The organism is Pseudomonas sp. ASL8, assembly GCF_056680355.1.
In genome coordinates this window covers 1,759,538-1,784,360 of sequence record NZ_CM155278.1, presented here as the reverse complement: position 1 = coordinate 1,784,360, position 24,823 = coordinate 1,759,538, and the positions used below count along the sequence as shown (strand labels likewise).

Genomic DNA, 24,823 nt, shown 5'->3' with positions numbered 1-24,823 from the left:
TATTCGTAAAAGGACTAGCGGCTTATAGGTGTGGGATGAAATTTCGCCGACAGCTGCCGACGACCGCCTGTCAGGCCCCGGAATAGAGCCTTGGCACGCGGCGCAGGTTACAAAATATCTGGTAAGGGATTGTACCGGCGTGCGCGGCAACATCGCTGGCCAGCACGTTCTTGCCCCATAACTCGACCTGGCTACCCAGCCCGGCGCGTGGCAAATCGGTCAAGTCCACGCACAGCATGTCCATCGACACACGCCCCAACAACCGGCTCGGCTGGCCGTCAATCGAGACCGGGGTGCCAGTCGGTGCCTGACGGGGATAACCATCGGCGTAACCCATCGCCACCACCCCGACACGCATCGAGCGATCCGTGATGAAACCACCGCCATACCCAATCGGTTCGCCCGCCGGCAACTCGCGCACGCAAATCACCTTCGATTCCAGGGTCATCACCGGCTGCAAGCGCTCAGCCACGCTCTGGGGCTGATCAAAAGGCGTGGCGCCGTATAGCATGATGCCAGGACGGACCCAGTCACTGGGCACCTTCGGCCAGCCCATGACCGCAGGCGAGTTGCGCAGACTGACCTCTGCGGACAACCCCTGACGGGCCGCATTAAAGACCGCCACCTGCTCGTCGCTGCGTGAGCAATCCAACTCATCAGCGCGGGCGAAATGGCTCATCAAGACGATTTTTGCCACTTTGCCGCTGCTCAACAGGCGTTTATAAGCCGCTTGGTAATCGGCGGGGTGCAAGCCGACACGGTGCATGCCCGAATCCAGCTTGAGCCAGACGTTCAGCGGCTTGCTGATGCTCACTTGCTCGATGGCGTCGAGTTGCCAAAGTGAATGCACCACGAACCAAAGGTCATGCTCGACGATCAGCGCCAGTTCGCTCGCCTCGAAAAAACCTTCAAGCAGCAAAATCGGCCCGCCAATCCCCGCTTCACGGAGTTCCAGCGCTTCTTCGATGCAGGCCACGGCGAACCCATCGGCCTGGGTTTCCAGAGCTTGCGCGCAACGCACCGCCCCATGACCGTAGGCATCGGCCTTGACGACCGCAAGCGCTTTGGCGCCAGCGGTTTCACGGGCCAATTGATAGTTGTGACGCAGGGCTTGGAGATCGATCAAGGCGCGGGCAGGACGCATGGCGGCAGGCTTCTAGGCATGATGGGAATAAAAAAGCCCGACACCCATTAACAGGCATCAGGCGAAGGTTCTTGCAGATTAAGGCAATGCCGCGACGACCGACAGCTCAACCAGAATTTCCGGTTCGCACAGCTTCGACTCGACCGTTGCCCGAGCGGGCGCAACGCCTTTTGGCAGCCATTTATCCCAGACACTGTTCATGCCGGCGAAATCTGCGTCGATGTCTTTCAGGTAGATGGTCACCGACAGAATCCGGGTCTTGTCGGTACCGGCCAGGTCCAGCAGACGCTCGATGTTGGCCAGCGTCTCCCGGGTTTGCTGTTCGATCCCGGCAGCCATGTCGTCACCCACTTGCCCGGACAGGTACACGGTGCTGTTGTGGACAACGAGCTGACTCATACGATCATTGGTGAGCTGGCGCAGGATTGCCATGTTTTACGATCTCCTGGGTTTTACCGTAGCGAGAAATATCAAGGCCTTCGGCACTGATCTGTGGTGTTTTAAAGGCCATCAAGTCGGCCAGCAAACGGCCGGAACCGCACGCCATGGTCCAGCCAAGTGTGCCGTGGCCGGTATTCAGGAACAGGTTGCGGAATGGCGTGGCGCCGACAATCGGGGTGCCGTCCGGTGTGGTTGGGCGCAGGCCGGTCCAGAAAGTGGCCTCCGTCAAATCACCGCCCTGAGGATAAAGGTCGCCGACGATCATCTCCAGTGTTTCGCGCCGACGCGGGTTGAGCGACAAGTCGAACCCGGCGATTTCCGCCATGCCGCCCACACGAATGCGATTGTCGAAACGGGTAATGGCGACCTTGTAGGTCTCGTCGAGAATAGTCGACGTCGGGGCCATCGCCGGATTGGTGATTGGCACTGTCAGGGAGTAACCCTTGAGCGGGTAAATCGGCGCGCGGATGCCCAATGGCTTGAGCAACTGTGGTGAATAGCTGCCCAGCGCCAGCACGTAGCGGTCGGCGGTTTCCAGCTTGCCGTCGATCCACACGCCATTGATGCGATCACCTGCGTAGTCGAGGCGTTCGATGGACTGACCAAAACGGAACTCAACGCCCAACTTGACTGCCATTTCCGCCAGGCGGGTGGTGAACAGCTGGCAATCGCCGGTCTGGTCGTTCGGCAGACGCAACGCACCGGCCAAAATATTAGTCACGTTAGCCAACGCCGGCTCGACGCGGGCGATGCCAGCGCGATCAAGCAGTTCGTAAGGCACGCCAGACTGCTGCAGAACAGCGATGTCCTTGGCGGCGTTATCCAGTTGCTCCTGAGTACGGAACAATTGCGTGGTGCCCAAGCTACGGCCTTCGTACGCGATACCGGTTTCGGCACGCAGCTCATCGAGGCAATCGCGGCTGTACTCGGACAAACGCACCATGCGCTCTTTGTTCACCGCATAACGGCTGGCGGTGCAGTTGCGCAGCATTTGCGCCATCCACAGGTACTGATCAATGTCGGCGGTGGCCTTGATCGCCAGCGGGGCATGACGCTGCAGTAACCATTTGATCGCCTTGAGCGGCACGCCAGGCGCGGCCCACGGCGATGCATAGCCTGGCGAAACCTGGCCGGCGTTGGCGAAACTGGTTTCCATGGCAGCCGCAGGTTGACGGTCGACCACGGTCACCTCAAATCCAGCCCGGGCCAGATAATAGGCGCTGGCCGTACCGATCACGCCACTGCCAAGGACCAGAACTCGCATGTTAAATCCCTCAATCGCGGATATCCGCTGACGTTTGTTGTATAGAGCCAAGATATGCGCAGTATAAAAAGCAATGGCCAGTGCTTTTCACTATATAAACACCTATATTTGGCGAGAATTCTCGGCAATAACGGCTTTAGTAGAGGGGGTTTACCCATGCGCACCCAGCACCAGTCAAAACGTGAGTTGGACAAGATCGACCGCAACATCCTGCGCATCCTGCAGGCGGACGGGCGGATCTCATTTACCGAGCTGGGGGAAAGGGTGGGATTGTCGACCACGCCCTGTACTGAGCGGGTGCGCAGGCTTGAGCGCGAAGGGATCATCATGGGCTACAACGCCCGGCTCAATCCGCAAAGCCTCAAGGCCAGCCTGCTGGTGTTCGTCGAGATCAGCCTGGACTACAAGTCCGGCGACACCTTCGAAGAGTTCCGCCGCGCCGTGCTCAAACTGCCGCACGTGCTGGAGTGTCATCTGGTGTCAGGTGACTTCGATTACCTGGTGAAAGCGCGGATTTCAGAGATGGCTTCGTACCGCAAACTACTCGGCGATATCCTGCTCAAACTGCCGCATGTGCGCGAATCCAAGAGCTACATCGTCATGGAAGAAGTGAAAGAGAGTTTGAATTTGCCGATTCCGGAGTGACCTCTACACCAACACCTGTCGCGTGGTCGCGATGTATTCGTGGATCTGCTTTTCCGCCTTGGGATGAATCATCTCGACCGGCCGACGGCCATTGGGGCATGGCAGGGTCGGCGTGGTGCCGAACAACCGGCAGATCAGCGGACGCTCTTCATACACCGTGCAGCCATTTGGCCCCAGGTGCACACAGTTCAGCTCATCCATCGCAGCCTCTTGCTCCGCCGCGGTTTTGCGCGGCAAGCGCGCCATCTCTTCGGATGAGGTGGTGACCGGGCCACAGCAGTCGTGGCAGCCGGGCACGCACTCGAAAGACGGGATCTGCTGCCGAAGAAAGCGGATTTTCTGGCTGTTGCAGCTCATCGAGGCGTTTACCGAAAGAAAGACTAGGCCGTGATTTTGCATCACTTGAGCCCCAGGCGACAGCGCCGCCCGACCGAACCTTGCTGGGCGGCGCGGCTCACGTCTATGCTGCGTGAAATTTTCAAAACACAAAAATCAGGATAAACCTCATGAACGCTCGCGTTCAGCAACCGCTCGCCAACGACCAGCATGCCGCGTCCTATTACGCCGCCAGCAGCCATCCGCAACCGGATCATCCGCCGCTGGCAGGCGAGCTGAACGTCGATGTGTGCGTAGTCGGCGGTGGCTTTTCCGGGCTGAACACGGCCATCGAGCTGGCAGAGCGTGGCTTGAGTGTGGCGTTGCTGGAAGCGCGGAAAATCGGCTGGGGCGCCAGTGGGCGCAATGGCGGACAACTGATTCGCGGCGTCGGCCATGGCCTCGATCAGTTCAGCAACGTGATCGGCAGCGACGGCGTACGCCAGATGAAGCTCATGGGCCTGGAGGCGGTGGAAATCGTGCGCCAGCGGGTCGCCCGCTACCAGATCGACTGCGACCTGACGTGGGGCTACTGCGACCTCGCCAACAAGCCGCGCGATCTCGACGGCTTAGCCGAAGATGCAGACGAATTGCGCAGCCTGGGCTATCGCCATGAACTGCGCCTGCTGCAAGCTAACGAGATGCACAGTGTGGTCGGCTCGGACCGCTACGTCGGTGGCATGATCGACATGGGCTCGGGCCATCTGCACCCGCTGAACCTGGCATTGGGCGAAGCGGCCGCCGCTCGCACGCTGGGCGTACAGATCTTCGAGCACTCAGAAGTGACGCGGATCGAGTACGGCACACGCGTGCGCGTGCATACCGCTCAAGGTTCGGTGCGCGCCGATACGCTGGTGCTGGGCTGCAATGCCTACCTGAATGATCTGAACCCGGAACTCAGCGGCAAAGTGCTCCCCGCCGGCAGCTACATCATCGCCACCGAGCCGCTCAGCGAAGCGCAGGCCCATGAGTTACTGCCCCAGAACATGGCCGTCTGCGACCAACGGGTGACGGTGGATTACTACCGGCTTTCCGCCGACCGACGCCTGTTGTTCGGCGGTGCGTGTCATTACTCGGGGCGCGACCCGCAGGACATCGCGGCCTACATGCAGCCGAAAATGCTGGAAGTCTTTCCGCAACTGGCCGGGGCCAGGATCGACTATCAATGGGGCGGCATGATCGGCATCGGCGCCAACCGCCTGCCGCAAATCGGCAGGCTCAAGGACCAGCCCAACGTGTTTTACGCCCAAGCCTATTCCGGGCACGGGGTGAATGCCACGCACCTGGCCGGCAAGCTGTTGGCAGAAGCCATCAGCGGGCAACACAGCAGCGGTTTCGAGTTGTTTGCCAAGGTGCCGCACATGACCTTCCCTGGCGGCAAACACCTGCGTTCCCCGCTGCTGGCGCTGGGCATGCTCTGGCATCGGCTGAAAGAGCTGCGCTGACCGCCAGGCTTGGTCAACCCCTCCAGAACGGCTTCAGGCCCTCGGCTCGGGCCTGCTCCAGGCTGATGCCAACGTCGCGCAACTGCTTGGCATCCAGATCAAGCAGCGCTTTGCGGGTCACCCAGCGATGGCGGAACACGCCCCAGCGGCTTAGGCCCGGTGGGCAGCCCGTCTGCACGCAAGGCGCTCGCCCCTCATGCAGCTCCTGGCTATGCAGCATCAGCCGTACATCGCTCAACCCGTTCATTTCCTGATCCCTCCATCACGCGTTCGTGTGATTTCATGATGACGGGCCGGGCAAATCCATTACAGATTCAAAAAAACCTTATTAACTCCATACAGACAGTCCCATCAAGAGGCTGAATCCTGTATTTTGACGGTATCTGTACTGGTCAACTGAATCGATCGCCATCGAGAGTACGCCATGACGCTCTACGTCAACCTTGCCGACCTGCTCGGCACTCGCATTGAAAACGGTTTTTATCGTCCAGGAGACCGGCTGCCCTCGGTTCGCGCACTGAGCCTGGAGCACGGGGTCAGCTTGAGTACCGTGCAACAGGCGTATCGCTTGCTGGAAGACAACGGGCTGGCGTTGCCGAAACCTAAATCAGGGTATTTCGTCCCGTCCGGGCGTACGATTCCTGCCCTGCCGGTGGTGGGACGACCGGCGCAACGGCCCGTAGAAATTTCCCAGTGGGAGCAAGTCCTCGAGCTGATCCGCAGCGTGCCCAATGCCAATGTGATCCAGCTCGGGCGCGGCATGCCAGACGTCAGCAGCCCGACCCTGAAACCCCTGCTGCGCGCGCTGGCCAAGATCAGTCGGCGCCAGGACATGCCTGGGCTGTATTACGACAACATCTACGGCACCCAAAGCCTGCGCGATCAGGTGGCGCGCCTGCTGCTGGACTCCGGGTGCCAGCTCTCGGCCAACGATCTGGTGATCACCACCGGCTGCCATGAGGCGCTGTCCACCAGCATCCGCGCCATTTGTGAGCCGGGCGACATCGTGGCGGTGGACTCTCCGAGTTTTCACGGCGCCATGCAGACCCTCAAGGGCCTGGGCATGAAAGCCCTGGAAATCCCCACCGACCCCATCACCGGCATCAGCCTCGATGCACTGGAGCTGGCGCTGGAACAGTGGCCGATCAAAGCCATTCAGCTGACCCCCAACTGCAACAACCCGCTGGGCTACATCATGCCCGAGGCGCGCAAGCGGGCCCTGCTGAGCCTCGCTCAACGCTTTGATGTGGCGATCATCGAAGACGATGTGTATGGCGATCTGGCCTACAACTATCCCCGACCGCGGACGATCAAATCCTTCGACGAAGACGGCCGCGTCCTGCTCTGCAGCTCGTTCTCGAAAACCCTGGCGCCAGGACTGCGCATTGGCTGGGTCGCGCCGGGGCGCTATCTGGAGCGGGTGCTGCACATGAAGTACATCAGCACCGGCTCGACCGCCACTCAACCGCAATTGGCGATTGCCGAATTTCTGGAGTCTGGGCACTACGAGCCGCATTTGCGGCGGATGCGCGGGCAGTATCAGCGCGGTCGCGATCAGATGACCGATTGGGTCATGCGCTACTTTCCGTCAGGCACCCGTGTCAGTCGGCCCCAGGGCGGTTTTATGCTGTGGGTTGAGCTGGCTGAGGATTTCGACACCTTGCGCCTGAATCGCGCCTTGCTCGAGCAAGGCGTTCAGATCGCCGTGGGCAGCATTTTCTCGGCGTCCGGCAAGTACCGCAATTGCCTGCGGATGAACTACGCCGCCAAACCGACGGCGCAGATCGAGGACGCCGTGCACAAGGTAGGCTCGACCATCACCCGCCTGCTCGCCGAGACAGAACCGGCCCCCCACTGACGTCTGCCCCGCAGTGCGGGGCTGCGGTGCAGGCCAGAAAAAAGGGCTTTAAGCCACGACCGGCTGCGCACCGAACGCACCACGGCGCAGGGACAAAATCACCAGGCCGAAGGAACCTGCGGCCATGAGCAATGGCAGAGCATGCCCACTGACCCATTGGCTGCCCGCACCCGCCGCCAGAGGCCCGAGCAAGCAGCCTATCCCCCACAACTGAGCGATATGTGCGTTGGCACGAACCAGTGAGTCATCGCGATAACGCTCGCCGATCAGAATCAACGACAAGGTGAACAACCCACCGGCGCTGGCGCCGAACAACACCCAGACCGGCCAGATCAGCACGGTATCAAGCAGCAGCGGAATCGCCAGACTCGACAGCATGAGCAACAGCGCACAGCCCGAAAACAGCGTGCGTCGAGACACCCTGTCAGCCAGCGCACCAATCGGCAATTGCAGCAACGCATCACCGACCACCACCGTGCTGACCATGAATAATGCGACTTCCGGGGTAAAGCCCTGACGCAGGCAGTAGATCGGCAGCAACGTCAGAATCATTGCCTCGAACGCCGCGAACAGCGCCACCGCCCAGGCAATCGCTGGCAGGCCTCGGCAAAAGCCGAACAGATCGCTGAAGGTCACATTGCAGGCTTCAGCGCTGGGCGCGCCTGTACGTCCCAGCAACAGCAGCGGCGAACAGAGCAGCAGCACGACGCCGACCCAGAAACCGTAATCCGCTTCGGCGCCGATGATGCCCAGCAGCAGGGGGCCGGCCAGTTGGCTCAGGGCATAACTGCTGCCATACAGCGCCACCAAACGGCCGCGCCAACGTTCGACCACCAGTTGATTGATCCAGCTTTCGCCGAGGATGAACACGATGGTCAGGATCACCCCGATCAACAGGCGCAGCCCTACCCAGACCCAATAGTTGGGCAGCAAGGCCAGCAAGCCGATGGACAACGCCCCGGCCCACAGGCACAAACGCATCAACAGTGGCGTTCCGAAGCGCGCGGCCAGGCGGCTGGCAAAACTCGCGCCGACCAGCACGCCAATCGCCGGCATCGCCGCCATCACCCCGATGGCAAAAGAACCGTAGCCCCAGCTTTCCAGGCGCAAGGACACCAACGGCATGCTCACGCCCAAGGCCAACCCGACACTCAAGACGGAGGCCAGAACAGCGAAATAAGTACCCCAACGCATTGCCCACGCTCCTGTGGATAACGTGTACCGACGGTCAAAACAAAACAACCGGGCTTCCTGATGTGGAGAGCCCGGCTGCTTTTCGGTTGTCTTACACACCGCTTGCGCGAGTTTATTCGCGCCTACAAAGGATCAAAGCCCTGAGGGAGCGAATTCATTCGCGAACTCCCCGGATTACAACTTGATCCAGGTCGCCTTCAGCTCGGTGTACTTGTCGAACGCATGCAGCGATTTATCGCGGCCGTTGCCCGACTGCTTGAACCCGCCGAACGGTGCGGTCATGTCGCCGCCATCGTACTGGTTGATCCACACGCTGCCGGCACGCAGCGCCTTGGCCGTCAGATGAGCCTTGGACAGGTTGGCGGTCCACACAGCCGCCGCCAGGCCATAAGGCGTGTCGTTGGCGATCTGGATAGCTTCTTCGACGGTATCGAAGGCAATCACCGACAGCACCGGGCCGAAAATTTCTTCCTGCGCGATTTTCATCGCGTTGCTGACGCCGTCAAAAATCGTCGGTTCAACATAGGTGCCGCCCGTTTCCTGCAGCGTGCGCTTGCCGCCTGCGACCAACGTGGCGCCATCGGCATGACCCGACTCGATGTAAGACAACACGGTGTTCAACTGCTGGGTATCGACCACCGCCCCCACATTGGTTTGCGGGTCCAGCGGATTACCTGGCTTCCAGGCCTTGAGCGCTTCGATCACCAGCGGCAGGAACGTGTCCTTGATCGAGCGTTCGACCAGCAGACGCGAACCCGCAGTGCACACTTCGCCCTGGTTGAAGGCGATAGCGCCAGCAGCCGATTCGGCAGCGGCGTGCAGATCCGGTGCGTCAGCAAATACGATATTCGGGCTCTTGCCACCGGCTTCCAGCCAGATGCGCTTCATGTTCGATTCGCCGGAATAGATCAGCAACTGCTTGGCGGTTCTGGTCGAGCCGGTGAAGACCAGCGTGTCGACATCCATGTGCAGGGCCAGCGCCTTGCCGACGGTGTGACCATAGCCAGGCAGCACGTTGAGCACACCCGCCGGGATACCGGCTTCAACCGCCAGTCGGGCGATGCGGATAGCGGTCAACGGCGATTTTTCCGACGGTTTCAGGATGACCGAGTTGCCGGTGGACAACGCTGGACCGAGTTTCCAGCAGGCCATCATCAGCGGGAAGTTCCACGGCACGATGGCCGCCACAACACCGATGGGCTCGCGCGTCACCAGACCCAGTTGGTCGTGGGGCGTGGCGGCCACTTCATCGTAAATTTTATCGATCGCTTCACCGCTCCAGCTCAGCGCCTGGGCGGCACCGGGGACATCGATGTTCAGCGAGTCACTGATCGGCTTGCCCATGTCGAGGGTTTCGAGCAGAGCCAATTCTTCAGCGTTCTGTTTCAACAGACCGGCAAAACGGATCATAGCCGCCTTGCGTTTGACAGGGGCCAGACGTGACCACACGCCAGAGTTGAACGTAGCGCGGGCACTGTCGACCGCATGCTGGGCGTCGGCAATGTCGCAGCTGGCAACCTGTGCCAGGACGCGGCCATCGACCGGGCTGATGCATTCGAAGGTGGCGCCAGAAACCGCAGCGGTGTATTCACCGTTGATGTAAGCACGGCCTTCGATCTTCAGATCCTTGGCACGTTGTTCCCAGTCAGCACGAGTCAGGGTGGTCATACGAGTGTCCTCCTGTTGTTTTTTGAATACGGATGGCATCAGCCAAGGGCAACCACCACCCTAAACCAAGTGACTGGGGAATTTCCAATATATTTGACACTTGAGGCCAAACGGCGTTTTGTTGTTCATTTTATTCAACATGAAACGCGTTAGCGGGGAGCGAATCACGATGAACATCGAAAGTATTGTCGACTTCAGCCATGCCAATACCACGCCAGAGCACTACGTGCCCGCGCCAGAAAAAATCCTCAAGGGCAACCCCGAGCAAACCGTCTACAACCATTACAACAGCCCCTGCGGCCAACTCAGCGCTGGCGTTTGGGAAGGTGAGATCGGTCAATGGACGGTGAATTACACCGAACATGAGTATTGCGAAATCGTGCAGGGCGTATCGGTGCTACGCGACGAGGATGGCAACGCAAAAACCCTGCGTGCCGGTGATCGCTTTGTGATTCCTGCGGGCTTCAAAGGCACCTGGGAAGTGCTGGAAGCCTGTCGCAAGGTGTATGTGGTGTTCGAACAGAAGGTCTGAGTAGCGGCTGCTTTCGCTGAAATTCAGACACAAAAAAACCCGCCTTCTCAGGCGGGTTTTTTCGTAAGAAGCGAAATCAATTACTTGATTTTGGCTTCTTTGTAGATCACGTGCTTACGAGCAACCGGATCGAATTTTTTAATTTCGATTTTGTCCGGAGTGGTGCGTTTGTTCTTATCGGTGGTGTAGAAATGGCCTGTGTTAGCGCTCGACACCAAACGGATCAATTCACGCATGACTATCTCCCTTAGACCTTAGCGCCATTGGCGCGAATTTCGAGAAGAATGACATCAATGCCACGCTTGTCGATGATACGCATGCCTTTGGCAGATACGCGCAGACGCACAAAACGATTCTCGGACTCGACCCAGAAGCGGTGATGCTGCAGGTTCGGCAGGAAACGACGACGGGTTTTGTTGTTTGCGTGGGAAATGTTATTCCCGGTTACCGGACCCTTACCGGTAACTTGACATACTCTCGACATGCCTCAGCCCTCTAAAACCACATGCCCAACCCGGCATGGGTTGGCCGCTTAATCTCTCAGTCATTTGGCGCCAGGCGCCGCGTTTCTTTAGGGGTCTTACCGGCCACACCTACAAACGAAGGAACCGGGCCCCTAGAAAAGAGCGCTGCTTTATACCAGAAACACTGGCATGCAACAACAGCGCATGCACATTACCTTGTTTTGGCAGACCGTGTTTCGCCTTCAGGCTCAGTCCGTGCGGGCGCGGCAAGAAATATACCGCTCGTCGCGCCAGACGGATTGTCCTGCGCCGATGCATAGTCTAGGGTAAGTCTCTCACCAGACTGCGCCCGCAGATGGGGCCCTCTCTGACAGGAATATCGCCATGCGTCTTACGCGTTTCGCAGCCCTTTCGCTCCTGCTCGCGCCCTTTTTCAGCACATTGCCGGCTCAGGCTGCGACCACCCTCAGCGTCTGCACCGAAGCCAGCCCCGAAGGGTTTGACGTCGTGCAGTACAACTCGCTGACGACGACCAATGCCTCCGCCGACGTGCTCATGAACCGCTTGGTGGAGTTCGATGCGCAGAGCGGCAAACTGCTGCCCAGTCTGGCTGAACGCTGGAGTGTCTCGGCGGATGGCCTGACCTACGACTTCAAACTACGCGCCGGGGTGAAGTTTCACCACACCGATTACTTCAATCCGACCCGTGACCTGACCGCAGAAGACGTCCAGTTCAGCTTCCAGCGCATGCTCGACCCCGCCAACCCGTGGCACAAAGTCGCCCAAAGCGGCTTTCCACATGCACAATCGATGCAGTTACCCGCACTGATCAAGAATATTGAAGCACCTGATGCGCTCACCGTCCGCTTTACCCTCAACCACCCGGATTCGACCTTCCTGGCAACGCTGAGCATGGGGTTTGCGTCGATCTATTCTGCCGAATACACCGCGCAGTTGCTGAAGGCGGGCACCCCGGAAAAACTTAACAGCCAACCCGTCGGCACCGGTCCATTCGTCTTCAAGCGCTTCCAGAAGGACGCTGTGGTGCGTTACGCCGCCAACCCGGACTACTTCGGCGGCAAGCCCGCCGTCGACGCGCTGGTGTATGCGATCACGCCGGACGCCAACGTGCGACTGCAGAAAATCCGCCAGAACGAGTGCCAGATCACTCTTTCACCCAAGCCTCTGGATATTCAGGCCGCCAGCAAAGACCCACAGCTGAAAATCGAAAAAAACGCAGCGTTCATGACCGCGTTTGTCGCAATCAACAGCCAGCATCCGCCGCTGGACAAGCCTGAAGTTCGCCAGGCGATCAACCTCGCTTTCGATAAAAACAGCTACCTCAAAGCAGTGTTCGAAGACACCGCTGAAAACGCGACCGGGGTGTATCCACCCAACACCTGGAGCTACGCCAAAGACCTTCCCGGCTATCAGCATAATCCGGCCAAAGCCCGTGAGTTGCTGGCCAAAGCCGGTCTCAAGGATGGCTTCAAAACCACGATCTGGACGCGCCCGTCCGGCAGTTTGCTCAACCCGAACCCGAGCCTCGGCGCGCAATTGTTACAGGCGGACCTGGCTGCCGTCGGGATCAAGGCCGAGATCAAAGTCATCGAGTGGGGCGAGTTGATTCGCCGCGCCAAGGCTGGCGAGCATGACCTGCTGTTCATGGGCTGGGCAGGCGATAACGGCGACCCGGATAACTTCCTGACACCGCAGTTCTCCTGCGCCGCCGTAACCTCAGGGACCAACTTCGCCCGTTATTGCGACCAGGGCCTGGACAAACTGATCAGCGCAGGCAAGGCCACCAGCGATCAAGCCGAGCGCAGCGCCTTGTATCTCAAGGCTCAGACGCAGATCCAGCAACAGGCCTTGTGGCTGCCGCTGGCACACCCGACCGCCGCCGCAGTGACGCGCAAAGACGTACAGGGTTATCAGGTAAGTCCGTTCGGTCGTCAGGACTTTTCCCACGTTACATTGAAATAGACGCAGGACGAAAATAACGCGCTGTACATTTTTCGTACAATCAACAGGCCACGCACCCGCTGTGCGCGGCCTGTACTTCTCACATCAAACCGGCTTCCACCATCGACAACGGGTCGCCATCACCGATGATGAAGTGATCGAGCACCTTCACGTCGATCATGTCCAGGGCGTCCTTGAGCAGGTGGGTCAGCCTGCAGTCATCCTCGCTGGGGTCGGGTACGCCGGACGGATGGTTGTGGCAAAGGATCAACGCCGCCGCATTGTGAGCCAGGGCGCGCTTGACCACTTGCCGGGGATGGACCTCGGCGCAACTGATCGATCCTCGAAACAACGCCTCGAACGCCAACACCCGATGCTTGGTGTCCAGAAACAGGCAGGCGAAAACCTCGTGCGGCTCATGCCTGAGCTGCGCCTTGAGGTAATCACGCACGCCTTGCGGGTTCTCCAGGCTTGAATCACGCTTCAAGCGTTCGGCCATATGCCGACGAGACATCTCCATCACGGCCTGCAACTGCGCGAACTTTGCGGGGCCCAGCCCCAACTCAAGGCAGAAGGTTTGCAGGTCCGCCTCCAGTAACGATCTGAGGCTGCCAAATTGCTTCAGCAAATGTCGCGCAAGGTCCACGGCGCTTTTTCCGGCAACACCCGTGCGCAAAAAAATCGCCAACAGTTCGGCATCGGAAAGGCTCACCGCCCCCTGCTCAAGAAGCTTCTCCCGCGGACGCTCGGCCGCAGGCCAATCACGAATACTCATAGCACCTCCATGTGTGTGGGGACCGCTGTTCCCGTGCGGTCGCTGTGCTATCTTAGCCCATCTTTTTTGCGCGGCGATCTGGCCTGGGGAGGCGTCATCGCCGTCGCGTTCACTCGACTAAAAGGCACGCCTATGCAGCGGCTGTATCGAAAACGCATTGTTCTCGGCGTCGGCGGCGGCATCGCCGCCTACAAGAGCGCCGAACTGGTCCGTCGGTTACGCGACCAGGGCGCAGAAGTGCGTGTTGTCATGACCCGCGGCGGCAGTGAATTCATCACGCCCCTGACCATGCAAGCCTTGTCCGGTAATCCGGTGCACATGGATTTGCTCGACCCGGCCGCGGAAGCCGCCATGGGCCATATCGAGCTGGCCAAGTGGGCCGACCTGGTACTGATCGCCCCGGCCACCGCCGACCTGATCGCGCGCCTGGCCCAAGGCATCGCCAATGACCTGTTGACCACCGTCGTGCTGGCCACTGACGCCTCTGTAGCGATTGCCCCGGCAATGAACCAGGCGATGTGGCGCGATCCAGCGACGCAGGCCAACACCCGACTGCTCGAAGAGCGCGGCATGCGCATGTTCGGTCCAGCATCGGGCAGCCAGGCCTGCGGCGATGTCGGCTTCGGCCGCATGCTCGAAGCGGACGAACTGGCGCAACGTGCTGCCGATTGTTTCCGGCGCGAGTCGCTGACCGGCAGGCATGTCCTGATCACCGCCGGCCCGACCCAGGAAAACATCGACCCGGTGCGCTACATCACCAACCACAGCTCGGGAAAAATGGGGTTTGCCTTGGCCGAAGCGGCGGTTGAAGCCGGCGCACGGGTGACCTTGATCACCGGCCCGGTCAATCTGCCAACCCCGGATCGCGTCACGCGGATCGACGTGGTCAGTGCCCGCGACATGCTCGCTGCCTGCGAAGCCGCGATCCCCTGCGATCTGTTTATCGCTTCCGCTGCGGTGGCCGATTACCGCCCCGAAGTGGTCGCACCGCACAAGCTCAAAAAAGACCCCAGCAACGGTGACGGCCTGCTGTTGCAGATGGTCCGCAACCCGGACATTCTTGCCACGATTGCTGGCCGCCCGGACCGTCCATTCAGTGTCGGCTTCGCTGCCGAAACCGAACATTTGCTCGACTATGCTGCACGCAAGCTCAAGGACAAGAACCTGGACCTGATCGTCGCCAACGATGTGGCTAACCCCAGCATCGGTTTCAATAGCGAAGAGAATGCGTGCAGCGTGATTGACCGGGCGCTGCACGAAACTTTTTTTGCCCAGACCAGCAAAGGCAAGATTGCCCGCCAGCTGATCACTTTTATCGCCGACCGTCTGAACCAGGTTTAATCACGCATGCATGCTTTACAAGCCAAAATCCTCGACCCTCGCATTGGTAGCGACTTCCCTCTTCCGGCCTACGCCACCGAGGGCTCCGCCGGTCTCGACCTGCGCGCGATGCTGCAAGAAGACACGACCATCGAACCGGGCCAGACCCTGCTGATCCCCACCGGGCTGTCGATTTACATTGGCGATCCCGGCCTCGCCGCGTTGATCCTGCCGCGCTCGGGCCTTGGCCATAAACACGGCATCGTGCTGGGCAATCTGGTCGGCTTGATCGACTCCGATTACCAAGGCGAGTTGATGGTGTCCTGCTGGAACCGCGGCCAGACCGCCTTCAAAATCTCGATCGGCGAACGCCTTGCTCAACTGGTACTGGTGCCGGTCGTACAAGCGCACTTCGAGTTGGTCGAAGAGTTCGACGAAAGCCAGCGTGGTGCTGGCGGTTTTGGTCATTCGGGCAGTCACTGAAACAACGTCTAAAATGGCCACTTGAACCCTGACCCGGCCGTTTGGGCCCTAACGGACACCAAACGGCTCAGGAAAGACCCTTTGCGATTCAGGATGAATACCGGGGAGAGGTGATGTGAAAGGCTTTAACCGCACCGCCACAGCAAGCAATCACTCACAAACTCCCGACAGCCAGCCATCGGCTGCGCGTCAACCCATTCTTTCGCCCGGCCTTGTTTCGGCTGTCGCAGGGCTGCTCGCGGCCAGCGTGTTGTTGTGGCTGGCGTTATTCAGCCACCCGCACCAGCAAACCCGGCTCAGCCAGGCCTGGGGCTCAAGCCAGGCCAACGCCTTGGGCTTGGCACTCAAACAACTGAACGCCGAGACACAAACCGCCGCGCTCGACGGCGCGCTTGCTCAGGCACTGCAAAGCAACGACCCCACCTTGATCAGCCAGACTGAAAATCAGCTGCGCTATCACGACAGCGTGGTGGGCGCCCGGCTCAACCCTCTCGGCCAGACCGACGTGGATGCGCAAGGTCCAGTGCCGGTGAATTTTTCCACCCTGGACATGCTCAACAAAGCCGCACTCGGCCAAACGCCCTCCCCCGAAGCACGCAAAGTCGGCGAGCGCTGGCTGGTCTATAGCGTTGCACCGCTGCGGGCGAGCCCCGGCGCGCCGATCACCGGCACCCTGTTGCTGGCGTTCGACCTGCAACGGGTGCTGAGCGCGCTGCCGGTTTTGCTCGCTGATATTGGTCAGGTCCAGGTAACCCAGCAGTTCGGCGCCAGTCCTGCGCAAGTTCTGCTGCAACGGGGTCAGCCTGCAGCCGGTTCGTCACAGGCGTTCGACACCGGCCAACCCAACTGGAAACTCGACTTCACGCCGGGCCCGGCACTCGATTCATCAGTGCCCTGGCTGTTTCTGGCGCTGGCGGCGTTGGTCGCTCTAGCCGGTGTCGTGCTTGGGCTGTACCTCAATGACAGCGCCTTGCAGCGCCGCATTTCGGCAGATGCCCGACAGCTGGACCAACTGCTTCAAGAACTCTCAGGCGGAAAAGCCGTCAAAGCTTTCGGATTAAGCCTGCCGGCCCTGAACGGACTGGCACAGAGCTTGGCCAGGTTTTCGCTCCGCAATGCGCCATCGACCACGGTCCAGGGCGCATCAAGTGACAAGAACCGCGTCAATAACGACTTAGCGACAAGCAGTGCCCCAGCGTCGACTCAGCCCAATGCCCCGCGTACTGAGTGGGTCGATCCGCTGTTTCAAGATACCGACATTCTCGATATCGACTTCCTCGACGAAAACCAGGATTTCCTGAGATTGGAGCACCCCCCAGTTATGAGCAGTACAGCATTGGTGGCACCCAAATTTCCTGACACCATCTTCCGCGCCTACGATATTCGTGGCGTCGTCGGTGACACCCTCTTCGCAGAAACGGCTTACTGGATTGGTCGCGCCATCGGCTCCGAGAGTCTGGCCAAGAATGAACCTAACGTCTCCGTAGGCCGCGATGGCCGCCTGTCCGGCCCAGAGCTGGTACAGCAACTGATTCAGGGCCTGCACGACAGCGGCTGCCACGTCAGCGATGTCGGCCTCGTACCGACCCCTGCGCTCTATTACGCTGCCAACGTGCTTGCCGGGAAAACCGGTGTGATGCTGACCGGCAGCCACAACCCGCGAGACTACAACGGCTTCAAGATCGTCATTGCCGGCGACACCCTGGCCAATGAACAGATCCAGGCCCTGCACACGCGCCTGAAAACCAACGACCTGACCACCGGCAAAGGCAGCATCGAGAAAGTCGAAATCCTTGATCGCTACTTCAAGCAGATCACCGAAGATGTTGTCCTCGCCCGACGCATGAAGGTCGTGGTCGACTGTGGCAACGGCGCGGCGGGCGTCATCGCTCCGCGATTGCTCGAAGCCCTGAACTGCGAAATCATCCCGCTGTTCTGCGACGTCGACGGCAACTTCCCGAACCACCACCCTGATCCAGGCAAACCGGAAAACCTCGTTGACCTGATCGCCAAGGTCAAGGAAACCGGCGCCGACCTGGGCCTGGCCTTTGACGGTGACGGTGACCGCGTAGGCGTCGTTACCAACACCGGCAACATCGTGTTCCCGGATCGCCTGTTGATGCTGTTCGCCAAAGATGTGGTGTCACGCAATCCCGGTGCCGATATCATTTTCGACGTCAAATGCACCCGCCGCCTGACTCCACTGATCCGCGAATACGGCGGTCGTCCGGTGATGTGGAAGACCGGTCACTCGCTGATCAAAAAGAAGATGCGCGAAAGCGGTGCGCTGCTGGCAGGCGAAATGAGCGGGCACATCTTCTTCAAAGAACGCTGGTTCGGTTTCGACGACGGCATCTACAGCGCGGCACGCCTGCTGGAAATCCTCAGCCAGGAGAAAGCCACCGCTGAAGAAGTCTTCGCGACCTTCCCGAATGATATTTCCACACCGGAAATCAATATCGATGTGACGGACGTGACCAAGTTCAGCATCATTGAAGCGCTGCAACGCGATGCCCAATGGGGCGACGCACAGTTGACCAGCATTGATGGCGTGCGAGTGGACTACCCCAAAGGCTGGGGTCTGGTGCGTGCATCCAACACCACGCCGGTCCTGGTATTACGCTTCGAGGCCGACACTGAAGCCGAATTGCAGCGCATCAAGGACGTGTTCCACGCCCAGCTCAAGAACGTTGCGCCCGACCTCCAATTACCGTTTTGAATGAACCCTTGTTTTCACTGGAGCCCTGAATGACCCTCGAACACGATGCCGCTGCTAATGTAGCCAAAGTTTTGTCCGAAGCGCTGCCCTACATTCGCCGATTTGTCGGCAAGACGCTGGTGATCAAATACGGCGGCAACGCTATGGAGAGCGAGGAGCTGAAAACCGGCTTTGCGCGCGATATCGTGCTGATGAAAGCCGTCGGTATCAACCCGGTAGTGGTTCACGGCGGGGGTCCGCAAATCGGCGACCTGCTCAAGCGTCTGTCCATCGAAAGCCACTTCATCGACGGCATGCGCGTCACTGACGCACAAACCATGGACGTGGTGGAAATGGTCCTGGGCGGCCAGGTCAACAAGGACATCGTCAACCTGATCAACCGCCACGGCGGCAGCGCCATTGGCTTGACCGGCAAGGACGCTGAACTGATCCGCGCGCGAAAGCTCACGGTCACCCGGCAGACGCCAGACATGACCAAGCCGGAAATCATTGATATCGGCCAGGTCGGTGAAGTGGTCGGGGTTAACACCGACCTGCTGAACATGCTGGTCAAAGGCGATTTTATTCCGGTCATCGCGCCCATCGGAGTCGGCCCTAACGGTGAGTCGTACAACATCAACGCCGACCTGGTTGCAGGCAAAGTCGCTGAGGCCCTCAAGGCCGAAAAACTGATTTTGCTGACCAACATCGCTGGCTTGATGAATAAACAAGGCGAAGTCCTGACCGGGCTGACCACCGAACAAGTCGATGGCCTGATCGCCGACGGCACCATCTACGGCGGCATGCTGCCCAAGATCCGGTGCGCACTGGAAGCGGTTCAGGGTGGGGTCAACAGCTCGCACATCATCGACGGGCGCGTGCCCAATGCCGTGCTGCTGGAGATTTTCACCGACAGCGGCGTCGGCACTCAGATCACCAATCGCAAGCGCCATTGATTGATCGATAAGCCGCGCAACTGAAAGGCCCCGTCCGGTTCACACCGGACGGGGCCTTTTTTTTCGGGAGTCTGTCAGTGCTGCAACTGCTGAACCCGCATCCGATCAACCGCAAAATCGGCCTCAGCCTGTTTGCGCGAATCTTGATAACGCTCGACTTCAGCCTTGAGGCTTTGCTGGTCGTCACGCAGGCTGTTCATCTGATCGAGTAACGGCTGCGGCACGACACGACCGGCCCGTTCCTGGGCCGCAGCCTGGCCCTGAAGCGTGCTCTGCTGAGAGATCAAGCCTTGCAGGTTGCCCTGTGCCACGGCAATCAAGGCATCCAGCTCGGCGAGCTTGCGGGTCTTGGCCCGGTCGACATCGCTCACGCTGCTGTACAAATGCAGCAGTTGGGCATTGGCGTCGGCCTTGACCTTGTCGGCCTGCTGACGCTGGATTTCCTCCGCCGTGGGGGCTGGCGGCACGACCTGTATCACCCGGCCCCGCTCATTGAGCACCTGGTAACCTTTGCCGACATACTCCGGCGGCACGCCTTGACGGTCGAGAACGATCCCACCCTTGTTGTCGACATAGCGATAGAGCAACACAGGCGTTTTATCCGCAGCCTGTACAGTCATCACATTCAACGCCAATAGCAGCCCCACGGTGCTCAGCTTGAGCATAAATGCAGCATCCTCAAATTCCGTACTGCGCCCGATAAGCCTCGACCGCAGGCAAATATTGCTTGAGTTGCGGGTCATCGGCCAAAAATTGCAGGACCTGATTCAAGGACACGATGCTGATCACCGGGATACCGAAGTCACGTTCGACCTCCTGAATCGCCGACAGCTCGCCGTTGCCGCGTTCCTGACGATTCAGGGCGATCAGCACACCGGCCGCCTTCGCGCCCTGATCCTTGATGATCTGCATGACCTCACGAATGGCCGTACCGGCAGTGATCACGTCGTCGATGATCAACACATTGCCTTCCAGTGGCGCGCCGACCAGGCTTCCGCCTTCGCCGTGAGCCTTGGCTTCCTTGCGATTGAAGCACCACGGCAGATCCAGCTGATGATGTTCAGCCAAAGCCACGGCCGTCGTGGCCGCCAGGGGAATACCCTTGTAGGCCGGGCCGAACAGAACATCGAAAGAAATGCCGCTCTCAACCACCGCTTGGGCGTAGAAGCGACCGAGCTGAGCCAGGGCAGAACCACTGTTGAACAGGCCGGCATTGAAGAAATAAGGACTGGTCCGTCCAGACTTCAAAGTGAACTCACCGAAGCGCAGAACACCGCGATCGATGGCAAAACGAATGAAGTCGCGCTGATATGCCTGCATGAAAAAAGCCCCAAATACCACGGATTTAGCTAATTAGGTAGAGCTCGGGTATCATACACGCACGTGATTTTTGGGGCCATTTATGCGGATCATCAGTGTGAACGTTAATGGCATTCAGGCTGCAGTCGAGCGTGGTTTGCTCAGTTGGCTGCAAGCCCAGAATGCTGACGTCATCTGCCTACAGGACACCCGCGCCTCTGCCTTTGAACTGGACGACCCAGCCTTCCAACTGGATGGCTACTTCCTTTATGCCTGCGAAGCTGAAGTCCCTGCCCAAGGCGGTGTGGCGCTCTACTCGCGGTTGCAACCAAAGGCTGTTATCAGCGGACTTGGCTTCGAAACAGCCGACCGTTACGGGCGCTATCTGCAAGCGGATTTCGACAAGGTCAGTATTGCGACCTTGCTGCTTCCTTCGGGAATGAACGGCGACGAAGACTTGAACCAGAAGTTCAAGCTTATGGACGACTTCGCGCGCTACCTGGATAAGCAACGACGCAAGCGTCGTGAATATATCTATTGCGGCTCGCTGTACGTCGCGCAACAGAAGCTCGATATCAAAAACTGGCGTGACAGCCAGCAATCTCCAGGCTTTCTTGCGCCAGAACGCGCATGGATGGACGAGATTGTCGGCACCATGGGCTATGTCGATGCCCTGCGTGAAGTCAGCCGTGAAGGCGATCAGTACAGCTGGTGGCCGGATAACGAGCAAGCCGAAATGCTCAACCTCGGTTGGCGCTTCGACTACCAACTGCTGACCCCGGGTCTGCGCCGCTTCGTACGCAGCGCTCGTCTGCCACGTCAGCCACGCTTCTCGCAACACGCTCCATTGATCGTGGATTACGATTGGACGTTGACCATCTGACGCCCCGCCGCCCACAAAAAAGCCGACTTCGTGTCGGCTTTTTCGTGGCTGCAAAGTCTTGCGTTACTTGATCAAGCGCCAGGTAAACGGATAGCGATAGGCAATCCCGTCGTTGGCCTTGACCCCACCGATAATGGTCAGCACCAGCGCACCGACGCCGACCAGAACCAACAGCGGGAAGCCGATAATCACGACCATCAACAGGAAGCAGATCATCGCGGCAATCGCCACGGTGATCTGAAAATTCAGAGCTTCCTTGCCTTGGGCATCAATGAAAGGATCGGTCTCTTTCTTGATCTGCCAGAGAATCAATGGTCCCAGCAGATTGCCGAAAGGGAAGATCAGGCCGAAAAACGCCGCAAAGTGACAGAGCATCGCCCATTGACGAACCTCGGCACTGGGGGTCGGTAGTGGAAGCTGGCTCTCACTCATGATGCTTATCCTTAGCAGGTGTGATGACTGAATCTATACCCGGGCCGATCAGTCGGCCAGTGCAGCACGTTGCAGCTCGAACAGTTCGGCCATGCCGATGTTCGCCAATGCCAGCATCGCGTTCAGCTCTTCCGGCTGGAACGGCGCGCCTTCAGCGGTACCCTGAACTTCGATAAAGCCACCAGCGCTGGTCATCACCACGTTGAGGTCGGTCTCGGCAGCGGAGTCTTCCAGGTAGTCGAGGTCGAGCACGGGCTCGCCCTGATACATACCCACCGACACCGCAGCAATCATCTGCTTGAGTGGATCGCCGCCTTTGAGGCCGCCACGCTTCTTGATGACTTTCAACGCATCGACCAACGCAACCATGGCGCCGGTGATGGACGCGGTACGTGTACCGCCATCGGCCTGGATCACATCGCAATCGACATACAGCGTCACTTCGCCCAGCTTGGACATGTCCAACGCTGCGCGCAGGGAGCGGCCGATCAAGCGTTGAATCTCCAGGGTACGCCCGCCTTGCTTGCCACGGCTTGCTTCACGCTGGTTGCGATCGCCAGTGGCGCGCGGCAGCATGCCGTATTCAGCCGTCAGCCAGCCTTGGCCCTGACCTTTAAGGAAGCGCGGCACGCCGCTCTCGACGCTGACCGTGCAAATCACTTTGGTGTCACCAAACTCGACCAGTACAGAACCCTCGGCGTGTTTGGTGTAGTTGCGGGTGATGCGGATCGAGCGGAGCTGATCGGCAGCGCGGCCACTTGGACGTTTCATTTGGGAATACCTGTACTGAGACGGAAAACTGCCGGGCATTATAGAGGTCACAACCCGAGCTGGGCACCTCTAATAAAGTTGCCGGGGCGATTCGGAGCCGCCAACAGCATTGCAATCGACACAAGAGCGACGTTCGGCAACACCGTAGGGTGTCGCCAGTTTGGGAGCATGCACTGCACTGCGCTACAATCCTGCGCCTTCGAAGCCTGTCGGCTATTTGTGACATTTATTGGGGCAGTCCTGCGCCCACGACAGCCTTTCACCGCCTGAACCCACGAGGTATTTCCCATGGTGCACAGCATGACGGCCTTCGCCCGAGTAGAACGGGCCGGCACCCAAGGCACGCTGAGCTGGGAACTGCGCTCGGTCAATCATCGTTATCTTGAGCCGCACCTGCGCCTGCCAGAGTCCTTTCGCGACCTGGAAGGCGCGGTCCGCGAAGCTCTGCGTCAGGGCTTGTCGCGCGGCAAGGTGGAATGCACTTTGCGTTTCACCGAAGAAACCGCCGGCAAACCGCTGCAGGTTGATCTCGATCGTGCCGCACAATTGATCGCTGCAGCAGAGACCGTGGCCAGCCTGATCAAACAACCTGCCCCACTGAATCCGCTGGAAGTACTCGCTTGGCCAGGCGTGTTGGTGGCCGATGCCAGCGACCCGCAGGCGCTCAATAACGATGCACTGGCCCTGTTCAGCGAGGCGTTAAGCGAGCTGAAAGCCGGTCGCGGCCGTGAAGGCGCCGACCTGGCCAAACTTCTAGACGAACGGTTGGTGTCGATCAACGAAGAAGTCGCGACCCTGCGCACGCTGGTGCCGCAGATGCTCACGACCCAGCGCCAAAAGGTAATGGATCGCTTTGCCGACATGAAGGCCGAGCTTGATCCTCAGCGCTTGGAACAGGAAATGGTCCTGCTCGCGCAGAAAAGTGACGTCGCCGAAGAACTGGACCGTCTCAGCACCCACGTCACCGAGGTGCGTCGCGTCCTCAAGACCGGCGGACAAGCAGGTCGGCGCCTGGACTTCCTGATGCAGGAACTCAACCGCGAAGCCAATACATTGGGCTCCAAAGCCTTCGACCCGCGCAGCACTCAAGCGGCGGTCAACCTCAAGGTGTTGATCGAGCAGATGCGTGAACAAGTGCAGAATATTGAGTAAGGCTACCCCAACATGACCCACAGTACCGGCACCCTTTATATCGTCTCTGCACCCTCTGGCGCGGGCAAAACCAGCCTGGTCAAAGCCCTGATCGACGCCCAGCCGCTGATCCGCGTTTCGGTCTCGCACACCACGCGCGCCATGCGTCCGGGCGAAGTCGACGGGGTGAACTATCACTTCGTCGACCGCGCGGAGTTCGTGCGGATGATCGAGCACGGCGATTTTCTCGAACAGGCCGAAGTCTTCGGCAATATGTACGGCACCTCGCAGAGCCGCCTGCAACAAACGCTTGATGAAGGCCATGACCTGATTCTGGAAATCGACTGGCAAGGGGCTGAACAAGTCCGCAAATTGCTGCCGGATGCGCGCTCGATTTTCATCCTGCCGCCGACCCAGCAAGCATTGCGTCAACGCCTGACCAATCGCGGCCAGGACAGCGACGAGATCATCGAAGGGCGCATGCGTGAAGCCGTCAGCGAGATGAGCCATTATGTGGAATACGATTTCATTGTGATCAACGATGACTTCGCCACCGCCCTGGAAGACCTTAAAGCCATCTTCCGCGCGAACCAGTTAAAGCAGAAACCACAACAGCAGCGTTTCAGCGATTTGCTTCGTCAACTGCTGGCCTGAAATACCGTTTTCGGGCATTTTAAACGTGCGTAAGCAACGTATTGGGGTGCCCCTGAAAAATCAGCGCTTCCCTAAACGCTGGTGTTTTTTTAAACTGTTCAGTCCGCTCGCCCATCCGGGCACCGCGCATACTGCATTTGCTACGAGGAATACCCATGGCCCGCGTGACCGTTGAAGACTGCCTAGACCACGTCGTTAATCGCTTTGAGCTGGTCATGCTCTCTACCAAGCGTGCTCGTCAATTGGCGACCGGCGGTAAAGAACCGAAGCTGCCTTGGGAAAACGACAAGCCTACCGTTATGGCTCTGCGTGAAATCGCAGCGGGCCTGATGGATTACGCAGTCATTGCAGAAGCTGAAATCGTTGAAGATGAGCCGTTGTTCGGTAATTTCGAGGACGAGTCCAACGAGGCCGTCTAAGTCTATGCCT

At 59.2% G+C, this 24,823-nt stretch carries 27 protein-coding genes; 13 read left to right on the top strand and 14 right to left on the bottom strand.

Going from position 1 to position 24,823, the window contains the following annotated elements:
• Positions 1-70: 70 nt before the first annotated feature.
• From alr to dadA, 3 genes are all read right to left on the bottom strand, one after another.
• The gene (gene alr, locus AC1MEA_RS08020) at positions 71-1,144 is read right to left on the bottom strand and encodes an alanine racemase (protein WP_480917291.1); all 1,074 of its coding nucleotides are present in this window, start codon (positions 1,142-1,144) and stop codon (positions 71-73) included.
• Positions 1,145-1,222: 78 nt separating this feature from the next.
• Positions 1,223-1,576 carry a RidA family protein gene (locus AC1MEA_RS08015; protein ID WP_219063038.1) on the bottom strand — a complete coding sequence of 118 codons (354 nt, stop codon included), beginning with the start codon at positions 1,574-1,576 and terminating at the stop codon, positions 1,223-1,225.
• Positions 1,548-2,849 carry a D-amino acid dehydrogenase gene (gene dadA / locus AC1MEA_RS08010; RefSeq protein ID WP_219063039.1) on the bottom strand — a complete coding sequence of 434 codons (1,302 nt, stop codon included), beginning with the start codon at positions 2,847-2,849 and terminating at the stop codon, positions 1,548-1,550. The genes AC1MEA_RS08015 and dadA overlap by 29 nt, the downstream gene beginning before the upstream one ends.
• 156 nt (positions 2,850-3,005) lie before the next feature.
• On the opposite strand from dadA, the gene dadR reads away from it, so the two are divergent.
• A complete protein-coding gene (dadR, locus tag AC1MEA_RS08005) occupies positions 3,006-3,494 on the top strand; it encodes a transcriptional regulator DadR (RefSeq protein WP_219063040.1) in 489 nt (162 codons plus the stop codon).
• A 3-nt stretch (positions 3,495-3,497) separates the two neighbouring features.
• On the opposite strand, the gene AC1MEA_RS08000 is transcribed toward dadR, so the two are convergent.
• Positions 3,498-3,851 (bottom strand): YkgJ family cysteine cluster protein, encoded by a 354-nt coding sequence (locus AC1MEA_RS08000; RefSeq protein ID WP_219063041.1) that lies wholly within the window; start codon positions 3,849-3,851, stop codon positions 3,498-3,500.
• Positions 3,852-4,000: 149 nt separating this feature from the next.
• Between AC1MEA_RS08000 and AC1MEA_RS07995 the strand changes: the two genes are divergently transcribed.
• Positions 4,001-5,314, top strand: coding sequence for an NAD(P)/FAD-dependent oxidoreductase (locus AC1MEA_RS07995; RefSeq protein ID WP_480917289.1), 1,314 nt, complete (start codon positions 4,001-4,003; stop codon positions 5,312-5,314).
• Positions 5,315-5,327: 13 nt separating this feature from the next.
• Here AC1MEA_RS07995 and AC1MEA_RS07990 read toward each other — a convergent pair whose 3' ends face one another.
• Positions 5,328-5,561: a DUF1127 domain-containing protein gene (locus tag AC1MEA_RS07990; protein ID WP_449634271.1), complete on the bottom strand. Its 234-nt coding sequence runs from the start codon at positions 5,559-5,561 to the stop codon at positions 5,328-5,330.
• A 177-nt stretch (positions 5,562-5,738) separates the two neighbouring features.
• On the opposite strand from AC1MEA_RS07990, the gene AC1MEA_RS07985 reads away from it, so the two are divergent.
• Positions 5,739-7,172, top strand: coding sequence for an aminotransferase-like domain-containing protein (locus AC1MEA_RS07985; protein ID WP_480917287.1), 1,434 nt, complete (start codon positions 5,739-5,741; stop codon positions 7,170-7,172).
• Between the two features lie 48 nt (positions 7,173-7,220).
• On the opposite strand, the gene AC1MEA_RS07980 is transcribed toward AC1MEA_RS07985, so the two are convergent.
• Together AC1MEA_RS07980 and AC1MEA_RS07975 are read right to left on the bottom strand one after the other, a co-directional pair.
• Positions 7,221-8,366: an MFS transporter gene (locus AC1MEA_RS07980; protein ID WP_219063045.1), complete on the bottom strand. Its 1,146-nt coding sequence runs from the start codon at positions 8,364-8,366 to the stop codon at positions 7,221-7,223.
• Between the two features lie 174 nt (positions 8,367-8,540).
• Entirely contained in the window at positions 8,541-10,034 is a 1,494-nt protein-coding gene (locus tag AC1MEA_RS07975) for an aldehyde dehydrogenase (protein WP_480917285.1), read from the bottom strand.
• A 169-nt stretch (positions 10,035-10,203) separates the two neighbouring features.
• Between AC1MEA_RS07975 and AC1MEA_RS07970 the strand changes: the two genes are divergently transcribed.
• Positions 10,204-10,566, top strand: a complete 363-nt coding sequence (locus AC1MEA_RS07970; protein WP_449634267.1) for a cupin domain-containing protein — start codon at positions 10,204-10,206, stop codon at positions 10,564-10,566.
• 80 nt (positions 10,567-10,646) lie between these two features.
• On the opposite strand, the gene rpmG is transcribed toward AC1MEA_RS07970, so the two are convergent.
• Entirely contained in the window at positions 10,647-10,802 is a 156-nt protein-coding gene (rpmG, locus tag AC1MEA_RS07965) for a 50S ribosomal protein L33 (protein ID WP_219063048.1), read from the bottom strand.
• A gap of 11 nt (positions 10,803-10,813) precedes the next feature.
• A complete protein-coding gene (gene rpmB / locus AC1MEA_RS07960; RefSeq protein ID WP_219063049.1) occupies positions 10,814-11,050 on the bottom strand; it encodes a 50S ribosomal protein L28 in 237 nt (78 codons plus the stop codon).
• A gap of 364 nt (positions 11,051-11,414) precedes the next feature.
• On the opposite strand from rpmB, the gene AC1MEA_RS07955 reads away from it, so the two are divergent.
• Positions 11,415-13,013 (top strand): ABC transporter substrate-binding protein, encoded by a 1,599-nt coding sequence (locus AC1MEA_RS07955; protein ID WP_480917282.1) that lies wholly within the window; start codon positions 11,415-11,417, stop codon positions 13,011-13,013.
• 79 nt (positions 13,014-13,092) lie between these two features.
• Here the strand turns inward: AC1MEA_RS07955 and radC are convergent, their stop codons facing one another.
• Positions 13,093-13,767, bottom strand: a complete 675-nt coding sequence (gene radC / locus AC1MEA_RS07950) for a RadC family protein (RefSeq protein ID WP_449634265.1) — start codon at positions 13,765-13,767, stop codon at positions 13,093-13,095.
• Positions 13,768-13,899: 132 nt separating this feature from the next.
• Here radC and coaBC point away from each other — a divergent pair, with 132 nt between their 5' ends.
• From coaBC to argB, 4 genes are all read left to right on the top strand, one after another.
• Complete coding sequence (gene coaBC / locus AC1MEA_RS07945; protein ID WP_219063052.1) at positions 13,900-15,108, top strand: bifunctional phosphopantothenoylcysteine decarboxylase/phosphopantothenate--cysteine ligase CoaBC; 1,209 nt, start codon at positions 13,900-13,902, stop codon at positions 15,106-15,108.
• A gap of 6 nt (positions 15,109-15,114) precedes the next feature.
• Positions 15,115-15,570 carry a dUTP diphosphatase gene (gene dut, locus AC1MEA_RS07940; protein WP_219063053.1) on the top strand — a complete coding sequence of 152 codons (456 nt, stop codon included), beginning with the start codon at positions 15,115-15,117 and terminating at the stop codon, positions 15,568-15,570.
• A gap of 1,321 nt (positions 15,571-16,891) precedes the next feature.
• Positions 16,892-18,289 (top strand): phosphomannomutase/phosphoglucomutase, encoded by a 1,398-nt coding sequence (locus tag AC1MEA_RS07935; protein ID WP_219063103.1) that lies wholly within the window; start codon positions 16,892-16,894, stop codon positions 18,287-18,289.
• 29 nt (positions 18,290-18,318) lie between these two features.
• Entirely contained in the window at positions 18,319-19,224 is a 906-nt protein-coding gene (gene argB / locus AC1MEA_RS07930) for an acetylglutamate kinase (RefSeq protein WP_219063054.1), read from the top strand.
• Between the two features lie 74 nt (positions 19,225-19,298).
• Here the strand turns inward: argB and AC1MEA_RS07925 are convergent, their stop codons facing one another.
• Entirely contained in the window at positions 19,299-19,889 is a 591-nt protein-coding gene (locus AC1MEA_RS07925) for a DUF4124 domain-containing protein (RefSeq protein WP_449634264.1), read from the bottom strand.
• 13 nt (positions 19,890-19,902) lie between these two features.
• Complete coding sequence (pyrE, locus tag AC1MEA_RS07920) at positions 19,903-20,544, bottom strand: orotate phosphoribosyltransferase (protein WP_449634263.1); 642 nt, start codon at positions 20,542-20,544, stop codon at positions 19,903-19,905.
• Positions 20,545-20,626: 82 nt separating this feature from the next.
• Here pyrE and AC1MEA_RS07915 point away from each other — a divergent pair, with 82 nt between their 5' ends.
• Positions 20,627-21,406 carry an exodeoxyribonuclease III gene (locus AC1MEA_RS07915; RefSeq protein ID WP_219063057.1) on the top strand — a complete coding sequence of 260 codons (780 nt, stop codon included), beginning with the start codon at positions 20,627-20,629 and terminating at the stop codon, positions 21,404-21,406.
• A gap of 63 nt (positions 21,407-21,469) precedes the next feature.
• On the opposite strand, the gene AC1MEA_RS07910 is transcribed toward AC1MEA_RS07915, so the two are convergent.
• Together AC1MEA_RS07910 and rph are read right to left on the bottom strand one after the other, a co-directional pair.
• Positions 21,470-21,838 carry a DUF4870 domain-containing protein gene (locus tag AC1MEA_RS07910; RefSeq protein ID WP_219063058.1) on the bottom strand — a complete coding sequence of 123 codons (369 nt, stop codon included), beginning with the start codon at positions 21,836-21,838 and terminating at the stop codon, positions 21,470-21,472.
• 48 nt (positions 21,839-21,886) lie between these two features.
• Positions 21,887-22,609, bottom strand: a complete 723-nt coding sequence (gene rph, locus AC1MEA_RS07905; RefSeq protein WP_219063059.1) for a ribonuclease PH — start codon at positions 22,607-22,609, stop codon at positions 21,887-21,889.
• 288 nt (positions 22,610-22,897) lie between these two features.
• Between rph and AC1MEA_RS07900 the strand changes: the two genes are divergently transcribed.
• From AC1MEA_RS07900 to rpoZ, 3 genes are all read left to right on the top strand, one after another.
• Entirely contained in the window at positions 22,898-23,761 is an 864-nt protein-coding gene (locus AC1MEA_RS07900; RefSeq protein WP_480917280.1) for a YicC/YloC family endoribonuclease, read from the top strand.
• A 12-nt stretch (positions 23,762-23,773) separates the two neighbouring features.
• A complete protein-coding gene (gene gmk, locus AC1MEA_RS07895) occupies positions 23,774-24,394 on the top strand; it encodes a guanylate kinase (protein ID WP_219063061.1) in 621 nt (206 codons plus the stop codon).
• A gap of 155 nt (positions 24,395-24,549) precedes the next feature.
• A complete protein-coding gene (gene rpoZ / locus AC1MEA_RS07890) occupies positions 24,550-24,813 on the top strand; it encodes a DNA-directed RNA polymerase subunit omega (RefSeq protein ID WP_219063062.1) in 264 nt (87 codons plus the stop codon).
• Positions 24,814-24,823 lie beyond the last annotated feature (10 nt).

Bases quoted from the DNA above. Each gene is read 5' to 3' on its own strand.
- alr (WP_480917291.1), bottom strand. From the start codon at position 1,144: ATGCGTCCTGCCCGCGCCTTGATCGATCTCCAAGCCCTGCGTCACAAC.
- AC1MEA_RS08015 (WP_219063038.1), bottom strand. From the start codon at position 1,576: ATGGCAATCCTGCGCCAGCTCACCAATGATCGTATGAGTCAGCTCGTT.
- dadA (WP_219063039.1), bottom strand. From the start codon at position 2,849: ATGCGAGTTCTGGTCCTTGGCAGTGGCGTGATCGGTACGGCCAGCGCC.
- dadR (WP_219063040.1), top strand. From the start codon at position 3,006: ATGCGCACCCAGCACCAGTCAAAACGTGAGTTGGACAAGATCGACCGC.
- AC1MEA_RS08000 (WP_219063041.1), bottom strand. From the start codon at position 3,851: ATGAGCTGCAACAGCCAGAAAATCCGCTTTCTTCGGCAGCAGATCCCG.
- AC1MEA_RS07995 (WP_480917289.1), top strand. From the start codon at position 4,001: ATGAACGCTCGCGTTCAGCAACCGCTCGCCAACGACCAGCATGCCGCG.
- AC1MEA_RS07990 (WP_449634271.1), bottom strand. From the start codon at position 5,561: ATGAACGGGTTGAGCGATGTACGGCTGATGCTGCATAGCCAGGAGCTG.
- AC1MEA_RS07985 (WP_480917287.1), top strand. From the start codon at position 5,739: ATGACGCTCTACGTCAACCTTGCCGACCTGCTCGGCACTCGCATTGAA.
- AC1MEA_RS07980 (WP_219063045.1), bottom strand. From the start codon at position 8,366: ATGCGTTGGGGTACTTATTTCGCTGTTCTGGCCTCCGTCTTGAGTGTC.
- AC1MEA_RS07975 (WP_480917285.1), bottom strand. From the start codon at position 10,034: ATGACCACCCTGACTCGTGCTGACTGGGAACAACGTGCCAAGGATCTG.
- AC1MEA_RS07970 (WP_449634267.1), top strand. From the start codon at position 10,204: ATGAACATCGAAAGTATTGTCGACTTCAGCCATGCCAATACCACGCCA.
- rpmG (WP_219063048.1), bottom strand. From the start codon at position 10,802: ATGCGTGAATTGATCCGTTTGGTGTCGAGCGCTAACACAGGCCATTTC.
- rpmB (WP_219063049.1), bottom strand. From the start codon at position 11,050: ATGTCGAGAGTATGTCAAGTTACCGGTAAGGGTCCGGTAACCGGGAAT.
- AC1MEA_RS07955 (WP_480917282.1), top strand. From the start codon at position 11,415: ATGCGTCTTACGCGTTTCGCAGCCCTTTCGCTCCTGCTCGCGCCCTTT.
- radC (WP_449634265.1), bottom strand. From the start codon at position 13,767: ATGAGTATTCGTGATTGGCCTGCGGCCGAGCGTCCGCGGGAGAAGCTT.
- coaBC (WP_219063052.1), top strand. From the start codon at position 13,900: ATGCAGCGGCTGTATCGAAAACGCATTGTTCTCGGCGTCGGCGGCGGC.
- dut (WP_219063053.1), top strand. From the start codon at position 15,115: ATGCATGCTTTACAAGCCAAAATCCTCGACCCTCGCATTGGTAGCGAC.
- AC1MEA_RS07935 (WP_219063103.1), top strand. From the start codon at position 16,892: ATGAGCAGTACAGCATTGGTGGCACCCAAATTTCCTGACACCATCTTC.
- argB (WP_219063054.1), top strand. From the start codon at position 18,319: ATGACCCTCGAACACGATGCCGCTGCTAATGTAGCCAAAGTTTTGTCC.
- AC1MEA_RS07925 (WP_449634264.1), bottom strand. From the start codon at position 19,889: ATGCTCAAGCTGAGCACCGTGGGGCTGCTATTGGCGTTGAATGTGATG.
- pyrE (WP_449634263.1), bottom strand. From the start codon at position 20,544: ATGCAGGCATATCAGCGCGACTTCATTCGTTTTGCCATCGATCGCGGT.
- AC1MEA_RS07915 (WP_219063057.1), top strand. From the start codon at position 20,627: ATGCGGATCATCAGTGTGAACGTTAATGGCATTCAGGCTGCAGTCGAG.
- AC1MEA_RS07910 (WP_219063058.1), bottom strand. From the start codon at position 21,838: ATGAGTGAGAGCCAGCTTCCACTACCGACCCCCAGTGCCGAGGTTCGT.
- rph (WP_219063059.1), bottom strand. From the start codon at position 22,609: ATGAAACGTCCAAGTGGCCGCGCTGCCGATCAGCTCCGCTCGATCCGC.
- AC1MEA_RS07900 (WP_480917280.1), top strand. From the start codon at position 22,898: ATGGTGCACAGCATGACGGCCTTCGCCCGAGTAGAACGGGCCGGCACC.
- gmk (WP_219063061.1), top strand. From the start codon at position 23,774: ATGACCCACAGTACCGGCACCCTTTATATCGTCTCTGCACCCTCTGGC.
- rpoZ (WP_219063062.1), top strand. From the start codon at position 24,550: ATGGCCCGCGTGACCGTTGAAGACTGCCTAGACCACGTCGTTAATCGC.